Below are 15,442 nucleotides of genomic sequence, written 5' to 3' on the forward strand. Positions count from 1 at the left end.
TCACGCCTCCCGTTTGCCTACGGAAGGATCGAGCGACTTTAGCACGACGCGCCGGATCATGTCGGCATATTCGCGGTATTCGAGCGCCCGAGCCTCGTACATCTCGGCGACGGCAGCCCTGCCGCTGCGCCGGCCGTCGGCGGCCATGCGCTGCACCAGCTCCGCCCGCTCCTCGATGATCCGCAATGCCACGCGTAGGGCTTCGTCGACGCGCCCCTCCTGCTCCTTGGCGAGCGCATCGGCGGTGAAACCGTGGCCGACCTGGCAGCGGAAGCGCATCGGACGGGCGTTCTTGACCTCCGAGAGCACCCCGCCGCAGGTTGGACAGGTCAGGGCGACAGGGTCAGCCATCGAGGCGAGATTGTCGCTTCCGATCCGCTCGCCGGCCGCGATCTCGACCTCGAGCCGGATCTCCGGCGGGATCGGCAGCGCGGCGCCGGCCTGCTCCCTGACGAGTTCGGACAGCACATCGCCCATGGTGGCGCCGGGGACGCAGAGATCGACCGTGGTCGCCTCCATGGCGCGCCGCGGCATCTCGTCCGAGATCGCGTCCGCGGGGTCTTGCACCACGGCCATCCCGCCGCAGCGTTTGATGGCGTTGAGGCCGGCCGCGCCGTCCGACAACAGGCCGCTCAGGAGCACGCCGATGACGCGCGGCCCGTGATAGAGCGCGGCCGAGCGGAACAACGCATCGATCGCCGGCCGCACCATGTTCTCCCGCGGGCCGCGGCCGAGGAAGATGCGGTCCTCCGTGACGAGAAGATGATGGTCCGGAGCACCCAGGTAGATCTGACCGGGCTCGATCTTCATACCGTCTTCGGCCTGCCGGACGGGGAGCGGGCCGGCACTGCTGGCGACCGTGGAAAGGATGCCGATGCCCTGGGCCGGGATGTGCAGCACGATGAAGACGGCGGCCGGCAGATCCGCCGGCAGACGGCTCAGGATCTGCTTCAATGGAGCGGTCGCCCCGGCCGAGCCCCCGATGACAATGATGTCGCGGTTGCCCATGGAACCCGCCTCCAATTGCATCGTTTGCAGTTTGCACCAAGGCGGATCGCCGGCTTATGTTCCTATGCGTTGGGAGGCCGAGACAGCATGGAGACATCGTCGCATCAGCGCGCAGAGCTCAAGGGGCGCCGCATCTTCGTGGTCGAGGACGAGTATTTTCTCGCCGATGACATCGGCGAGACATTCCGCGCGCTGGGCGCCGAGATCGCCGGTCCTGTCGGCGATCTCGAAGACGCGCTCAAGATCCTGCACGACGGCAGCGTCCTGGACGCCGCCGTGCTCGACGTGAACATCCGCAGCGAGATGATCTTTCCGATCGCCCGCGAGCTGAGAGCGCGTAACGTGCCCTTCCTTTTCACCACCGGATACGACAAGATCACACTCAGTCCGGAATTTCAGAACGTGCCGCTCCTGGAAAAGCCGATCGATCTTGCGGCGATGGCACGGAAGCTCACCGGACTCATCGCCGAACAGCCGGTCTAGCAAAAGCGGTTGAAAGCTCGCAGCCGGGCGACGATCAAAATAGATGCGCGAAAGCAAGCCACGCGGTCACCGCCAGGCACAGGATAACTGCGGCGTAAGGTAGCGCGATGCGCAAGACGGCAAGCTCCCCACCTTCAGCTCATCATCATCCAGACGATCGCAACCATCATCACGAGAAAACCCGTAACGGCAGTCGCGATAAAGGCCTGTTCGATGCGATCCATCGCCAGAGCAGCCCCCCCTCTTGGTTCAGCCCGTACAATTTGACGGTTTGAGGGCCGCGGCGCATTATGCTATGTGAATCGGGGTCTTCTTTCTCTTTTCTCTTCGCAAAACGGTTCGTGCGCGCCGCCACATTGCACGCGCGTCGCTCTAAGACCTTGCAGTACCGGGCTCCGCCATCTTGCGGTGCTGCTTGGCCAGCATCTCGTTCGGCGTGACGTTCGCGACCGTGGTCTGGATCTTGTTCTTCAGCCCGGTGACGATATCGGCCTCACCGCGCAGCATCGCATCGAAGCCGGCCTTGGCAACATCGTAGGCGCCGTCCTTCTTGTCGGTGCCGACCTTGGTGTCCATCATGTCGGCGCGGCGGAAGAACTCGGTCTCGGTCGCCCCTGGCATCAGGCAGGTCACGGTGACGCCGCTGTCGCGCAGCTCCTCGCGCAGCGCAAATGAGAATGAATCGAGGAACGCCTTGCTGGCGTTGTAGGCGGCCTGGAAACTGCCCGGCATGAAGCCGGCGATCGAGCCGGTGATGAGGATGCGGCCGGCATTGCGGCGAAGCATCTCATTGCCGACGCGGTGGATCAGATACAGCGTGCCGGTGATGTTGGTGTCGATGAGGTGTTTCACCCTGGCAAAGTCCTGGTCCAGGAACGCCTTGCCGAGGCCGATTCCGGCATTGGCCAGCAGCGCATCGATCGGCCGGTCGCCGACCGCGGCGCAGAGCTTGTCGACGCCCTCGTCGGTAGCGAGATCGGCCTCGACCGGCTCGACGCTGCCGCCGAGCCGGCGCAGATCGACGGCGACGCGTTCGATCTGGGACTCGTCGGCCGCGATCACGAGGTTGAATCCGGCCTGCGCGCAGCACCTTGCAAGTTCCAGACCGATACCGGTTGAGGCGCCTGTGACGACGGCGAGCTGATTGGCGGACATGCGGCAAACCCTTGTGATTGAGCCTTTGGAATGAGGTGATCACGCTCAATCTCTGCCCTGCTCTCTCGTTCCTATTTGCGCAGTGCGAAGAATTTGCGCGCGGCGATAGCAACCATCGTTCGTGCCTGGACTTAGATGGCACGTGGCTCAACCGGGAGGACGGACGATGAAGGCGCTGGTCTGGCACGGCAAGGAGGACATCCGGTGCGACACCGTCACCGACCCGGAGATCCAGGATCCGCGCGATGCCATCATCAAGGTGACGAGCTGCGCCATCTGCGGCTCCGACCTGCACCTCTTTCACAATTTCATCCCGGGCATGCTGCCCGGCGACATCATGGGCCACGAGACCATGGGCGAAGTGGTCGAGGTCGGCTCGGGAGTCGACGGCAAACTGAAGAAGGGCGACCGCATCGTCGTGCCGTTCACGATCATTTGCGGCGAATGCGACCAATGCAAGCGCGGCAATTTCTCGGTGTGCGAGACCACGAACCGCAAGCGTCATCTGGCCGACAAGGTGTTCGGACACACGACGGCGGGCCTGTTCGGCTACACGCATCTGACCGGCGGCTATCCCGGCGGCCAGGCCGAATATCTCCGCGTGCCCTTTGCCGACGCCACCCACATCAAGGTTCCGGCCGGCATCCCGGATGAGCAATTGCTGTTCCTCAGCGACATCTTCCCGACCGGCTGGCAGGCCGCCGCGCAATGCGACATCGAGCCGACCGATACGGTCGCGATCTGGGGCTGTGGCCCGGTCGGGCAGATGGCGATCCGCAGCGCCATCCTGCTCGGCGCCAACCAGGTGATCGCGATCGACTGCCTGCCCGAGCGGCTCAGCATGGCCGAGGCCGGCGGCGCCACCACGATCAACTTCGAGACCGAGAGCGTGGTGGAGCGGCTCCAGGAGCTGACCGACGGCAAGGGCCCGGAAAAATGCATCGATTGCGTCGGCATGGAATCTCATGTGATGCCATCGCTGCCCGACACTCTGCTCGACCGCGCCAAGCAGATGGTGATGGCCGAGAGCGACCGGCCCCACGTGCTGCGCGAGATGATCTATGTCTGCCGCCCCGGCGGCATCATCTCGGTGCCGGGCGTGTACAGCGGCCTGTCCGACATGCTCCCGATGGGCGCCTTCATGAACAAGGGCCTGACGATGCGGACCGGCCAGACCCACGTCAACCGCTGGACCGACGACCTGCTCCGCCGCATCGAAGAGGGCGAGATCGACCCGTCCTTCGTCATCACCCACACCGTCCCGCTCGCCCAGGGGCCGGAGATGTACCAGGTGTTTCGCGACAAGCGCGATTCCTGCGTCAAGGTCGTACTGAAGCCCTGAAGGAGCCAGCCATGTTTCACTTCTCCAACATCGTTCGCACCAAGGGCGACCCCAAGATCGTCGAGGGCGGACCGAGCCTGAAGCAGCCGGCGGACCAGCTCGCGCGCGCACTCGGCTGGTTCAGCATCGGCCTCGGCGTCGTCGAATTGTTCGCGCCGAGGCGCGTCACGCACACGCTGGGCATGGAAGGCCATGAGACCCTCGTCCGCGCCTTCGGCGTGCGCGAAATCATGGCCGGGATCATGACGCTGTCGGTCGAGAAAAACGCCGGCCTGTGGGCTCGCGTCGGCGGCGACGGCCTCGATGCCGCCGCGCTGCTGTCCGGGCTGACGGCGGACAATCCCAAGAAGGGCAATGTCGCGCTCGCATTGCTGATGGTCGGCGGCATCGCCGTGCTCGACTACCGCGCCGCGCAGGACACCAGGCCACGCCGCCCGCCGCGCGATGCACGGCGCAAGCTCTATCCGAACCGCAGCGGATTTCCCAAGGGCATCGAGAGCGTCCGCACTGCCGCGAGACAGATCGCAACGCACGCTGGGCAAAACGAGGTGAAGCAAGGTGATGAGCGACGAGTCCCGTGACGAAGCTGCGTGGTGGGAATCCGCCGTCGTCTACGAGATCGCGCTGATCTCCTTTCAGGACTCGAACGGCGACGGCAAGGGCGACCTTGCCGGATTGATGTCGCGCATCGACTATTTGAAATGGCTCGGCGTCGATGCGGTGTGGCTGACGCCGATCTACAAAAGCCCCTTCCGCGACCTCGGCTACGACATCTCCGACTATTGTTCGATCGATCCCTCCTTCGGCAGCCTCGAGGAATTCGATCGCCTGCTCGAGGCGCTGCACGGTGCGGGCATCCGGCTCGTCCTCGACCTCGTTCCCAATCACACCGCGAACGATCACGCTTGGTTCGTCGAGAGCGCAAGCTCGCGCAACAGCGCGAAAGCCGACTGGTACATCTGGGCCGATCCTGCCGAGAACGGCGGGCCGCCCAACAACTGGCTGAGCCGGTTCGGCGGCAGCGGCTGGGAATGGTGCGAGGCGCGCCGACAATATTACTATCATTCCTTTCTGGTGGAGCAGCCCGACCTCAACTGGCGCAACCCGGACGTGAGGGCCGCCATCGCCGATGCCATGCGGTTCTGGCTCGACCGCGGCGTCGACGGCTTTCGCGTCGACGCCAGTGCGGTCCTGATCAAGGACCGGCTGTTGCGCGACAATCCGGCGAATCCGCAAGCCGAGGGCAAGCCGCCGCCGCAGCGGCACACGACGGTGTTCACCGACGATCGGCCCGAGACGATGGATTGCATCGAGTTCATCCGCGAGGTGATCGACGCCTATCCCGGACGGATGTTGTGCGGCGAGGTCCAGGGCAAGACCGACCGCATCGGCCACTTCTACGGCAACGACCGGCCGCGCCTGCATCTGCCGCTCAATTTCGCCCTGCTCGATTCAAAATGGGACGCCCTCTCGCTGCAGGCCACGGTCGACGCCTATCTCAACGCCATCCCTGACGGTGCCTGGCCGGTCTGGGTCATCGGCGGCCACGACAAGCAGCGGATCGCGAGCAAGATCGGCGAGGCGCAGATGCGCGTGCTGGCGATGCTGCTGATGACGCTGCGGGGAACGCCGTTCTTCTTCATGGGCGACGAGATCGGCCGCAAGCGCGTGCCGATTCCGCAGGGCCGCGTCCGCGATCCCTTCGAGAAGCTCGTGCCCGGCTATGGCCTGTGCCGCGATCCCGAACGCGCACCGATGCGGTGGGATGACAGCCCCGATGGCGGCTTCACGACGGGCCGCCCATGGCTACCGCTCGAGCCGCCCGATGGTGCAGCCAATGTCGCCGCACAGCAGCGCGACGAGCGCTCGATCCTCGCTCTGTTTCGCGCGCTGATGGCGCTGCGGCGCGAGCATGCCGGCCTGCAACGGGGCGGCTACGAGCCGCTGCGCTCGCAGAACGATGTCCTGGCCTTCAAACGGACGGAAGGCCGCAACGAAATTCTGGTCGCGCTCAATCTCGCGGCCGAACCGCGGAAATTCCACTGGCAAGGTCGCGGCCGTCTCTTGATGTCGACGCATCTGGATCGGCCGCCCGAGCCGGTGCCGGATGCGTCCATCCTGCTCCGGGGCAACGAAGGCGTGATCATCGCACTCGAGCCTCGGTGATATCAGGAGGAACCATCCGCGTCGCGAAGAGTCTGATCAACGCTTCCGGCGTCTCCCCCCGCCGCCGGAGGCGATTTGCAAGACCGCAGCCCCGGCGCCCACGCCCCCTTTAGGCGCCGGGGTAGCGGCGTGAGCCACGGCAGGACATATCGGAGGCAGCTCATGGGCAAGACCAAAGGTCTGCAGCAGCGGATCGCCGGCAAGACCAAGCAGGCCGTCGGCGAGATCATCGGCGACCAGGATCTGCACGATGACGGCAAGGCGCAGGCCGAGCGCGGGCGCGACGAACAGGACAAGCCGAGCGAACTCAATCCGCTGAAGAAGCTCAAGCAGCTGACGTGAACGCGGAGCCGCGACCAGCACTCACGAGTGGGGCGCGGCGCACCACCGACGAGCGGCGGCGTTCGCGCTGGATTGCCGCGGCCGCACTCGGCCTGATCAGCAGCACGTTTTCGACAATCGTCAGCCAGCTCTTCGCTGCCCGAATCGGCCGCGATGCGGCGGTCGATTGGATGACGGTTGCCGCGATTCCTGCGCGCGACTGGGCGATCAGCTCCGAGCCATCCTGGAGCGCGATCCTGGCCGGGATCGCCTTTCACCAATGGGCCGATTTTTCCTGGGCATTGGTTTTCTTCGGCGTGCTCGGACGCTGGACGGCCGACTTGCGGCCGATGACGATCCTGCTGCTGGCGCTGCCCTGGGCCGCGTTCTCTTCAGGCATGGAATGGTTCGTGCTGGTGCCGCTGTTTCCATTCTGGCAGCCGCTGTTCACGCTGCAACAACCCTACTGGATCGGGCTGCTGGTGCATGGCTCCTCCGCCGTGATGTATCCCCTGTTCGCGCGCCTGCGCTGGAGGCGCGGGACTGCGCCTGACAGCGACGTGCGGTTCACGAATATGTGGATCACCGGCGCGCTGGCCGTGATTGCGCTACTTGGGGCGGTCGCATTGTTCGGCGGTCATGGTTACGAGCCGCCGTGGATGGGCCGCGACAGGGATCAAGACCAGGCCTACATCCGTCACATGACAACGCATCATGCCCAGGGCATCGAGCTGGCGCGGACGGCTGCCGAGCGCGCGCAGGATCCGCATCTGCGCAAGCTCGCAATGCTGATGGTCGCGAGCCAGACCGGAGAGAACCGCATATTCGAGAATTGGTGGCTGAGCTGGTTCGACACGGAGATGCCCGATTGCAGCACCGAGGAGCGGGCGGCGATGCCGGGCTTCCTGACGCCGGCCGAGATGCGCCAGGTCAAGACCGCGCCGCCGGACCAGTTCGACACGCTGTTCGTCGAGGCGATGAGCCGGCATCACCGCGGTGCGGTCAGGATGGCCGACCAGATGTGGCACAGCCGCGGCGACCCTCGTCTGCGCATCATGGCGCATGCCATCCGCCACGAGCAGCAGGGCGAGATCGCGCTGATGCACGGCACGCGCGGCCTCGCCGCCGTGACCACAGGCGTCCGCAACATGCTCGGCGACAACGTCAATTGAACGTGAGGATCTTGTATCGGCAAGCGGCCTGCTGCCTCGCCGATACTCCAGACGAACCTATCAAACGTTAATGCTTTCCGCCGTCATTATCGGCCACACTTGGGCCGACGGGGGCCGTCGGAGATCAAATGCAGGCAGGATTTGCTTTCTCGAGGCTGGCCGACCGCCTGACGAGCCTCGTCGAACTGACCCCGGAACATCTCGATCTGCTTGCGGACATGCCGAGCAGCATCGCGCATTTCGGCGCGCATCAGACCATCCTGCGGCACGGCGATGAGGCAACGCAATGCTGCCTGGTGCTCCAGGGATATCTGTCCTGGCAGAATGACGAAAGCGCAGATGGCCAGATCACCGCGATCTGCGTGCCCGGCGACATCGCCAACCTGCAAAGCCTGTATCGGCCGCGCATCGAGGGCAACCTGACCGCGCTCGGCTCCGCAATCGTCGCGCTCGTGCCGCACCGCTTCTTTCGCGAGCTCGCGGTGCGATCTCCGGCAATGTCGCACGCCTTGCTGTTGATGCTGCTTGCCGATCACGCGATCCAGCGCAACTGGACGGTGAACCTCGGCAGCCGGGACGCCTTGACACGCGTGGCGCACCTGCTCTGCGAGATCACGGTGCGGCTGCAAACTGTCGGGCTTGCCCGGGATTTCAGGTTGTCCTCGCCCTTCACCCAGTCCGACCTCGCCGCAGCCTGCAGCATCTCCCCGGTCCATGCCAACCGCACCATCCAGGAGCTGCGCCGCTGCCATCTGCTGCAATGGCAGGGTAAGACCTTGTCCATCACGGACTGGCCGGGCCTGGTCCGGCTCGCCGGCTTCGACCCAACCTACCTGAGCATGCGGTCCGGCGCGGACGATGCTCGGCCGCCGCATGCGAGACCGGTGGCGGCCGACATCGCGGTCGCTTGATCCGCCTCGTGGGAGGACCTTGCGCGGCTCAATGACGTCGGACCCTACTCCCGCCAGACCTCGGCCAGCTCTTCCGCTGTCATCAGGTCGACCTGGCCGTGGAAGCGGGTGCGGTACATCGTCATGAGCGCGTCGTGGCCGACGTCGGACGAGCTGCACAGCGCGTCCTCGACAAGGACGATCCTGAAGCCGAGATCGACGGCGCTCAGGACCGTCGAGAGCACGCAGACGTCCGTCTCCGCGCCCGATATCACGACGGTGCCGACGTTCTTCTCGACCAGCAGGCTCGCAAGACCGGGATTGCTGAACGCGGAATAGGCCGGCTTGTCGATCATTGCCGCCGGCGGAACGAAACGTGCCAAGGCCGGCACGAGCTCCAGAGCCGATGACGGCAGATGCCTGCGCGTGGCCTGGCGCCAGCGGCGGAAATAACTCTGCCACTGCCCCGGGCGATCCTCCGGATCCTGCGGAGTGATGAAGCGCGTGAAGATTGTTCTCTCTGCGTGGCGCGCAACGACCGAGACGACCGTCGGCAGCACCCGTTCCATCCAGGGCGTCGCCCAAAGGCCGTCGGGGGCGAAAATGTTCTGCATGTCGATGCACAGGTGAACGGCGCCGCGGATCTCGGCAACATCGGACATAGCGTCCCTCATCGTCCTCCACCTTCAAGCGCATTCGGCGACCAGTTGCGAATGCGAGGCGAGGGCTTTGGTTCCGAATCGCGGCGTGCAGCGCGAGGTGGTGCGCTCGGAGGGCGGTCGCATTTTCTGCGATTTCAATGAGTTATCGAGGATTATCAATGCATAAGGAGCATTTCAAGTCTAAGAGTATCTTTCAGGAAGGCCACCCAAGGCGCGTCTTGTCGGGTGGCGTTTTTCGAGAGATCGTGCTGTCCACGGCACGGTTGATCCCACGGCCGGCCACTCAAGGATCTAGGCCGCATATCAACCGACCAGTATACGGAGCAGGCTGTTCAACATCGGCCCTGCGTCCTGCTCGCGAGACAATGTAACATTTCAAATCAGCAGGTCATGATGCGCAGCTACAGGGGCGTGATGGGGTCCGTTATTGCCATGGTTGGCCGCGGGATCGTCCAGTGCGTTGGGTAGGATTTTGACGAGGATATCGAGGGTGGCCGCCTGATCGGGCTTTGCGCGTGGATCGAGCGGAATGTGGACCTCTCTAGGTTCAAACCTGACGATGGGAGTGAAAGGAGTTGCGTCGCTGTCGAAGCGGAACACCCGATCTTGATCGGCGCCGCCGGTCTCGAACGCAGCTTTAGCCGGCTGTGCGGCCACCGATGCGATTGCAGCAGGTTGCGTAGCGTGCTGCGAGTTTCCGTTCCCTGCACTATCGCCTTTTGTGGCGCTCGATTCGGCGATCTCGGCTGCTGCTGATGCCTTTGCGGAGGCCGAGTGTGAATTGTATCCTGAATTGCTATGCTGCAGGTCAGCCAGTTTTGCCGTGGCCACTGCTGCCGACGCGCTTGCGTTCGATGCACGATGATTGTCGCCCTCACCGACACTCTTCTCGGACATGAAGACAGTTTCAGCCAACTCGGTGGTTGTCGCCTTTACAGGCTCCGGCTCCGCCGTTGCAACACTTTCGTCAGCCTTCGGGCCGTGAGCAGAGGTCGAGTGCTCCCATTTGTTACTCTGCTCCACGCCGCTGGGCTCTGCCATCTTCGCTGACTCGCGCGTATAGGCTGGAGTCCAGGAATGATGCTCATTGTCATTGCCGAGGCCATTGCCCGGTATGGCCTTTGCTTCGGCCGTCTCGGTGGCCGCCGTTGCCGACCCTCGCTCCGACGCGCGCGAGTTGCTGTGGTCCAGACCGCCTGGTTCGGCCGCTTTTGCTGGCCCTGACCAATCGTCCGAAGCCAGTGGATCATGCGCGTTGTCCTTGCCGGCGCGATTGCCCGGCATGGACTTCACTTCGGCCGTCTCCGTGGCCGCCTTTGCCGACCCTCGCTCCGACGCGTGCGAGTTGCTGTCGTCCAGGCCGCCTTGTTCGGCTGTTCTCGCTGACCCTGACGAACGGTCCGAAGCCGGTGAATCATGCGCGTTGTCCTTGCCAGCGCGATTGCCCGGTATGGACTTCACGTCGGCCGTATCTCTGGCGCCGGCCATTGCAGACATTTGCTCGGGAGCGTGCTGCGCCCCTTCGCGGTCGTCCCTGTGCGCTGTCACGAGGCTCGATGCACCAAAATCGGCTGCTTCCGGTGCGTTTTTAGAGGTTGAATGCACCGGCTTGCCATGTTCCGCGCTGCCTGTTTCTGCCGTCTTCCCTGACCTTCCCGAAGGGTCCGAAGCCGGGGATTGATGCTCGTTCTCATCACCGACATCACTCCCAGGTATGAAGCCACCTTCTGTCTGCTCCGCACCTGTTTCCTTTGCAGGCCATGGCTCCAGAACATGCTGTGAGTTACTACCGGCCGCTGCGATGCTGGGGCCGGTACCTGCATCGTTCCGCTGACTCTTCAATGTAAGACTTTCAACTTCCGTTACCGCTGCAGCATGAGCAAGCACGATCGGTGATATGCGAGCCGACCCCTCGGTCCCATCCACGCTCTCTTCCGTTGTGCGGACCGGCGCGAATTCAGTCCTCAAGCCGGCATCAGCCAGACTGTCCCAAACTCCAGCGGTCCCGAATGTGCTCTCTCTCGTCCCGATACTTGCATGGGCACTGTCGGTACTCAGAATAGCTTCGATTGCAATCACGGATGTCAGCGCGTCTTCGAGCTGCTCCAAGGTGAGAGCGGCAGCCGCGCTCGTCGGCTGGCCGACGAAATCCGATTCTGCGATGGATACAATCCCCTGCAGATGGATTTCCAACAGGTCGCGATCTCCGATCTCCAGAACACGATCGGTCGCATTCACATAGACGATCGTTTCATTGGTTGCGGAGTTGAAGATCCAAGCGACGGTGTGTGGCGGTATGGACTTGCTTGCTGCTGTCATATGAAGCCTGGCAAGGGCTCCGAAGGCCGCAAGATTGATCCTGCTTGGCCCAGACGCGAAGTTGAAGACAGAGCCGGAAGAGGTAGAACTGGAATCGGTCGGGTCGCGATGAACAACGTTTTCAGCGACGTTGCCGCCCATCAGCTGATCGTGACTATATCCGCTACTGCCGGCATCGTGACCGAAGTGCACGAGGCCGGCAAGTTTTTGGAGAGTCTCCCCTACGGTACCATCACTCAAGTGGCCCCGAGTGCCTTCTCCGGCGGCGCTTTCGTTTTCAGCGGCCACAAACGCGGAAGGCAGGCGAGAAGCCTGCGCAAGGAAACCCGGGACTGAATCGTCTACATGATGATCGTCGGTATTGGTGCTCGCAGCAAGTCTGGGGGCCGCATTGTATCCGGTAACGTCCACGAAGCTGTCGAGCGGCGCTTTGGCCGGGTCATGCGACAGCAGTGCCAAATGGGGATCGCTGAGTGTGTAGATCAACGCACCGGTGAGGGTGGCGAAAGTACCATACCCTCCGTGAATCAACGTCGGATTGGATGTCAGCCGCGAGAATAGATGTTCCGCGGTGGAGTCACCTCCAATCTTCGCGTCGTTCATTCCTCGCAGGGAAGGTGTGGCCAAACCGGGCGTGCTTGAACCAACAGAACTGTAGTCCTTCCACGATTTCGAGCCTGCGGATTGCTCAGCGGTGCGAGGCGCTTCCATTGCCGAAGCCGCGGTCGAGATTTGGCTCGCCCCGACAAAAACGCCTCTCTGAGTGAGCGACGGCTTTTCGTCGGCGTCCGCGGCGATGGCGTAACGGAGGATAGCTCGCTTCCAGAGCTCATATTCGGCATACTCCACCGCGGGGCCGGTGCTGTCGTCATGCGGAAGCATGTCGTTTGCCTCCGACGCCTTGAGTTCGTCCGCAATGGCGACCGCCAGGAGAGCCAGCGAGAGCATTCCGAACCCGGACGGGCGTTGTAGCAATGCGAGGGTGGCGAGCACCGTCCTGTTGGTTATTTCAAGCTTCTGAAATATGTTGTGCAGGTGTACTTTAACGGTTCCATCGGAAACGTTTAGCTGGTGCGCGATCTCCTTGTTCGACATTCCTTGTGACACCAGTCGTACAATTTGACGTTCGCGCGGCGTCAATAGCTCCAGCAGGTTGTCGATTTTGCTGCTGTCGGTTTTCTCTACGGTTGGCGAGAGATCGGACCGCTCCAAAAAGTTACGCTTCGTCATCAGTCGCAGCGATCGCAGCACAGCGTCCGGTGCGACATACTTCGCGATTGCATCACACGCGCCAGCAGCGATGGCCAAGGTTAGATCGTGGTCCGTGTCGGAATCTGTAAAGAACACCAGGCGCGTGGGCAGCCGATCAGCTTTCGCAATGGCGAGGATCTCGGATGCCGTCAAATCTGGCAGGGTGTCAGCAAGAAGTGCAACGTCGGGTGTCAAATTCCGCATCGCTTGGATGCAGCTTGTCCCGTCGCTGCACGACGCGATGACGTCGAAGTCCGGCTGTGCCCCGAGTACCGACTCAAGCCCCCGTAGAACGATCGGCTGTCGATCGACGATCACAAGCCGGATGGGCTTGAATATCCGCTCTTTCGCAGACGTGTCTAACATGGACCCTGCCTCGACCCGGCCGTCTATGTCCTTCGGCATATAGCCGAGACCGAGTGAGGTCATTAAAATACAACGAATAGAATAAAGAAAGAGATTTAATCCGGTTTAACCATATCTAAAATCGCGAATTTGACGTGCAAATGTGCCCATTTGCCGTAAATCCTATCCTTTTGCCGAACAGTACGGCGACGCCAAGCCGTTGGGTGGGCTTCGAGTGGGGCACACAAACGGCTCACGGCCGTCATTCCAACGCTATTGGTCCCGGCGGCCAGAACGCCATCTTGGAAATTGTCCGCCCCTGAGACGAGACTTTCAGAGCGCGCTCGCGATCCGCGCCTGGCGCGCTTCACAACTCAAGGCCGATCAGCTGTTCGGAGAATGATCGTTGGCTGGGACGCTGTTCAGCCGCAGCGCAGGCTGCCATCGGCGAGTCGACGACATCAATTGCAGGTCCGCGACAGGTCCGTATAAGCGCAAGCTGGAGTCGCGGGCGCAAGCCGTTCCTGCGATTGGCAGACCAGCGCATGCTAGCCTTCATCGCAGGAACCATATCTGTGGTTGCCAGTTGACTGCTGTTGAGCTGCACGCCGGACAGCAGCTCGACGAGCCGGCATGAGTTCTCGCGCCGAACATCCGTCGGGGGTTGATCCCATGATGGACCACGCGACCAGGGTTGGTAATCGGTTGTTAGCAGCGTTGCCGCCGGCGGATTTTGCTTTGCTTGCACCTCATCTGCGGAAGATCGTCATCGAGCGCGATACGGTGCTCGTCCGATCAGGCGATCGGATCGAACATCTTCTCTTCCCCCTGAGCGGCGCGATAGCCACTATCATGGAGCTGCCGAACGGGCAGACGGTCGCCACGACGATAGTGGGTCATGAAGGGGCTGTGGGTCTGACGTCAGCGCTTGGCGCATCCCACTCGCCCGTGACGGCCGTTGCTCGCATCGCCGGGACCGCGCTGCAGATCTCGCCTGCGCAATTCCTGACAGCGCAACATTGCAGCCCCGCCGTCGCAGCGATGGTGCAAGTGTTCACGAGATCGTTGCTGACGCAACTCCAGCACGTGGCTGCCTGCAATGCATTACATTCTGTCGAAGCCCGCTTGGCGCGCTGGCTGCTTCACATTCACGATCGGGCAAATGGCAGCGATCTCCTCCCGCTGACCCAAGAAACGTTGTCGGAATTGCTGGGCGTCCGCCGCACCACCGTCACACATGTCGTGAGCACAATGCGGACATCAAGAGCACTAAGATCCAATCGACGTGGCCAGCTTGAAATCGATCGGCCGCGGCTCGAAGCCATGGCATGCGAATGCTACAAGGTCATGAGCCGCAGAATCGATCGGATCGTCTCGCAGAGCACGGTCGGGCTCGTTCATAGGCCTCCAGCGCGGAGCGCCTCCCGCTCGCCTGGCGGCCGAATAGCCGGGACAGGCTCTTAGAACCAGTTCGTTTTCGCGAACCACCCCGCATGTGCCCGCGCCATTCGGCAAACCGCGCGAGGCTCGGTCGCTGCAAACGCCCGATCCTGCGCGGCATTTTTTCGATTTTGCGGCCGGCTCCCGGCCGAAGCGAACAATGGACGACAATTCCTGTTATCCATTCGCCTTGGGACGCTCGTCACAACAGCCCGACTTCTTGCGAATAAGCGGTATCGGCATGAGCTTTGCCTGTGCGAAGCCGGAAGGCCCACCCGCGGTCCGAGCTGGGTTATTGGCGCCGCCCGCCTTGCGCAGCTTGCGCTGAAGATTCTCCTCCCGACCTACCCGCTCTCTGAGCTTTTCAAGTTCCGCAAGCTCTGCGACCAGCGCCTCGAGACGTTCTCGAAGCAGCGCCGCAGGACCCTCCGCTCGAACGCGGATATTCATGACACGCTCCTGATCGAGGTCTTGAGGAGAAGTCGCCTACTTCTAAGGTCAGGAAAAGTATGCAATTCACACAATCGTACGAACATTTGGCAGTGTTTGCACCGCAAATCGCGCTGCAGCGGTGCAACAAGGGATGACTCGGCCGGACGTTTAAGAAAGGTCCAGCCCTGCCAAACCGTACGGCGCCGCAGGCTCACGCATGGGCCGAGAAGACTGCTATCGGCTGGATTCGGCTGCACTCGAAATCCTGGTGTTAGCTCCCGGACACTCGGCCTTGCGCTTTTCCTCGTCTTCTTCTGCGCAATCGAGCCCACCATTTGCGTTTGGAATTCCAGAGCTGCCGCCGGTTGCGAAAGGCCCTTTCGCACTGCCTCCGCCACCGCCAGACCCGCCGCTACCGCCGGATCCCCCCCCGGCTGCCCCTCCTCCGGCGCGAGA

At 62.8% G+C, this 15,442-nt stretch carries 13 protein-coding genes; 8 read left to right on the forward strand and 5 right to left on the reverse strand.

The features are described 5' to 3' along the window. Positions 1-1,008, reverse strand: a complete 1,008-nt coding sequence (locus I6F17_RS29400; RefSeq protein ID WP_225130084.1) for a chemotaxis protein CheB — start codon at positions 1,006-1,008, stop codon at positions 1-3. An 87-nt stretch (positions 1,009-1,095) separates the two neighbouring features. Between I6F17_RS29400 and I6F17_RS29405 the strand changes: the two genes are divergently transcribed. Next, positions 1,096-1,491 carry a response regulator gene (locus I6F17_RS29405; protein ID WP_225130086.1) on the forward strand — a complete coding sequence of 132 codons (396 nt, stop codon included), beginning with the start codon at positions 1,096-1,098 and terminating at the stop codon, positions 1,489-1,491. Between the two features lie 372 nt (positions 1,492-1,863). Here the strand turns inward: I6F17_RS29405 and I6F17_RS29410 are convergent, their stop codons facing one another. Next, positions 1,864-2,646 (reverse strand): SDR family NAD(P)-dependent oxidoreductase, encoded by a 783-nt coding sequence (locus I6F17_RS29410; RefSeq protein ID WP_225130088.1) that lies wholly within the window; start codon positions 2,644-2,646, stop codon positions 1,864-1,866. 166 nt (positions 2,647-2,812) lie between these two features. Here I6F17_RS29410 and I6F17_RS29415 point away from each other — a divergent pair, with 166 nt between their 5' ends. The 6 genes from I6F17_RS29415 (at position 2,813) to I6F17_RS29440 (ending at position 8,558) form a co-directional block, all read left to right on the forward strand. Continuing rightward, positions 2,813-3,988, forward strand: a complete 1,176-nt coding sequence (locus I6F17_RS29415) for a zinc-dependent alcohol dehydrogenase (RefSeq protein WP_225125034.1) — start codon at positions 2,813-2,815, stop codon at positions 3,986-3,988. Between the two features lie 11 nt (positions 3,989-3,999). Then, on the forward strand, positions 4,000-4,569 hold the full coding sequence (locus I6F17_RS29420) for a hypothetical protein (RefSeq protein ID WP_225130091.1): 570 nt from the start codon (positions 4,000-4,002) through the stop codon (positions 4,567-4,569). Beyond that, the gene (locus I6F17_RS29425) at positions 4,550-6,154 is read left to right on the forward strand and encodes an alpha-amylase family glycosyl hydrolase (protein WP_225130093.1); all 1,605 of its coding nucleotides are present in this window, start codon (positions 4,550-4,552) and stop codon (positions 6,152-6,154) included. The genes I6F17_RS29420 and I6F17_RS29425 overlap by 20 nt, the downstream gene beginning before the upstream one ends. A gap of 162 nt (positions 6,155-6,316) precedes the next feature. Further along, positions 6,317-6,496 (forward strand): hypothetical protein, encoded by a 180-nt coding sequence (locus I6F17_RS29430; RefSeq protein ID WP_027575113.1) that lies wholly within the window; start codon positions 6,317-6,319, stop codon positions 6,494-6,496. Then, entirely contained in the window at positions 6,493-7,647 is a 1,155-nt protein-coding gene (locus tag I6F17_RS29435; RefSeq protein ID WP_225130095.1) for a DUF305 domain-containing protein, read from the forward strand. Before I6F17_RS29430 ends, I6F17_RS29435 begins: the two co-directional genes overlap by 4 nt. A gap of 128 nt (positions 7,648-7,775) precedes the next feature. After that, positions 7,776-8,558 (forward strand): Crp/Fnr family transcriptional regulator, encoded by a 783-nt coding sequence (locus I6F17_RS29440; protein ID WP_036045795.1) that lies wholly within the window; start codon positions 7,776-7,778, stop codon positions 8,556-8,558. A gap of 44 nt (positions 8,559-8,602) precedes the next feature. Here the strand turns inward: I6F17_RS29440 and I6F17_RS29445 are convergent, their stop codons facing one another. After that, positions 8,603-9,211, reverse strand: coding sequence for a cysteine hydrolase (locus I6F17_RS29445; protein ID WP_225130097.1), 609 nt, complete (start codon positions 9,209-9,211; stop codon positions 8,603-8,605). A 363-nt stretch (positions 9,212-9,574) separates the two neighbouring features. After that, complete coding sequence (locus I6F17_RS29450; protein ID WP_225190457.1) at positions 9,575-13,135, reverse strand: response regulator transcription factor; 3,561 nt, start codon at positions 13,133-13,135, stop codon at positions 9,575-9,577. Between the two features lie 651 nt (positions 13,136-13,786). Between I6F17_RS29450 and I6F17_RS29455 the strand changes: the two genes are divergently transcribed. After that, the gene (locus I6F17_RS29455) at positions 13,787-14,578 is read left to right on the forward strand and encodes a Crp/Fnr family transcriptional regulator (RefSeq protein ID WP_036013668.1); all 792 of its coding nucleotides are present in this window, start codon (positions 13,787-13,789) and stop codon (positions 14,576-14,578) included. A gap of 153 nt (positions 14,579-14,731) precedes the next feature. Here I6F17_RS29455 and I6F17_RS29460 read toward each other — a convergent pair whose 3' ends face one another. Continuing rightward, positions 14,732-15,004, reverse strand: a complete 273-nt coding sequence (locus I6F17_RS29460) for a hypothetical protein (RefSeq protein WP_225132262.1) — start codon at positions 15,002-15,004, stop codon at positions 14,732-14,734. Positions 15,005-15,442 lie beyond the last annotated feature (438 nt).

The sequence above is a fragment of the Bradyrhizobium sp. NBAIM18 genome (assembly GCF_020193825.1).
Classification (GTDB): domain Bacteria; phylum Pseudomonadota; class Alphaproteobacteria; order Rhizobiales; family Xanthobacteraceae; genus Bradyrhizobium; species Bradyrhizobium yuanmingense.

Coding starts and splice junctions, on each gene's coding strand:
- I6F17_RS29425 (WP_225130093.1), top strand. CDS start 4,550: ATGAGCGACGAGTCCCGTGACGAAGCTGCGTGGTGGGAATCCGCCGTC.
- I6F17_RS29420 (WP_225130091.1), top strand. CDS start 4,000: ATGTTTCACTTCTCCAACATCGTTCGCACCAAGGGCGACCCCAAGATC.
- I6F17_RS29405 (WP_225130086.1), top strand. CDS start 1,096: ATGGAGACATCGTCGCATCAGCGCGCAGAGCTCAAGGGGCGCCGCATC.
- I6F17_RS29430 (WP_027575113.1), top strand. CDS start 6,317: ATGGGCAAGACCAAAGGTCTGCAGCAGCGGATCGCCGGCAAGACCAAG.
- I6F17_RS29455 (WP_036013668.1), top strand. CDS start 13,787: ATGATGGACCACGCGACCAGGGTTGGTAATCGGTTGTTAGCAGCGTTG.
- I6F17_RS29440 (WP_036045795.1), top strand. CDS start 7,776: ATGCAGGCAGGATTTGCTTTCTCGAGGCTGGCCGACCGCCTGACGAGC.
- I6F17_RS29410 (WP_225130088.1), bottom strand. CDS start 2,646: ATGTCCGCCAATCAGCTCGCCGTCGTCACAGGCGCCTCAACCGGTATC.
- I6F17_RS29400 (WP_225130084.1), bottom strand. CDS start 1,008: ATGGGCAACCGCGACATCATTGTCATCGGGGGCTCGGCCGGGGCGACC.
- I6F17_RS29415 (WP_225125034.1), top strand. CDS start 2,813: ATGAAGGCGCTGGTCTGGCACGGCAAGGAGGACATCCGGTGCGACACC.
- I6F17_RS29445 (WP_225130097.1), bottom strand. CDS start 9,211: ATGAGGGACGCTATGTCCGATGTTGCCGAGATCCGCGGCGCCGTTCAC.
- I6F17_RS29460 (WP_225132262.1), bottom strand. CDS start 15,004: ATGAATATCCGCGTTCGAGCGGAGGGTCCTGCGGCGCTGCTTCGAGAA.
- I6F17_RS29450 (WP_225190457.1), bottom strand. CDS start 13,135: ATGTTAGACACGTCTGCGAAAGAGCGGATATTCAAGCCCATCCGGCTT.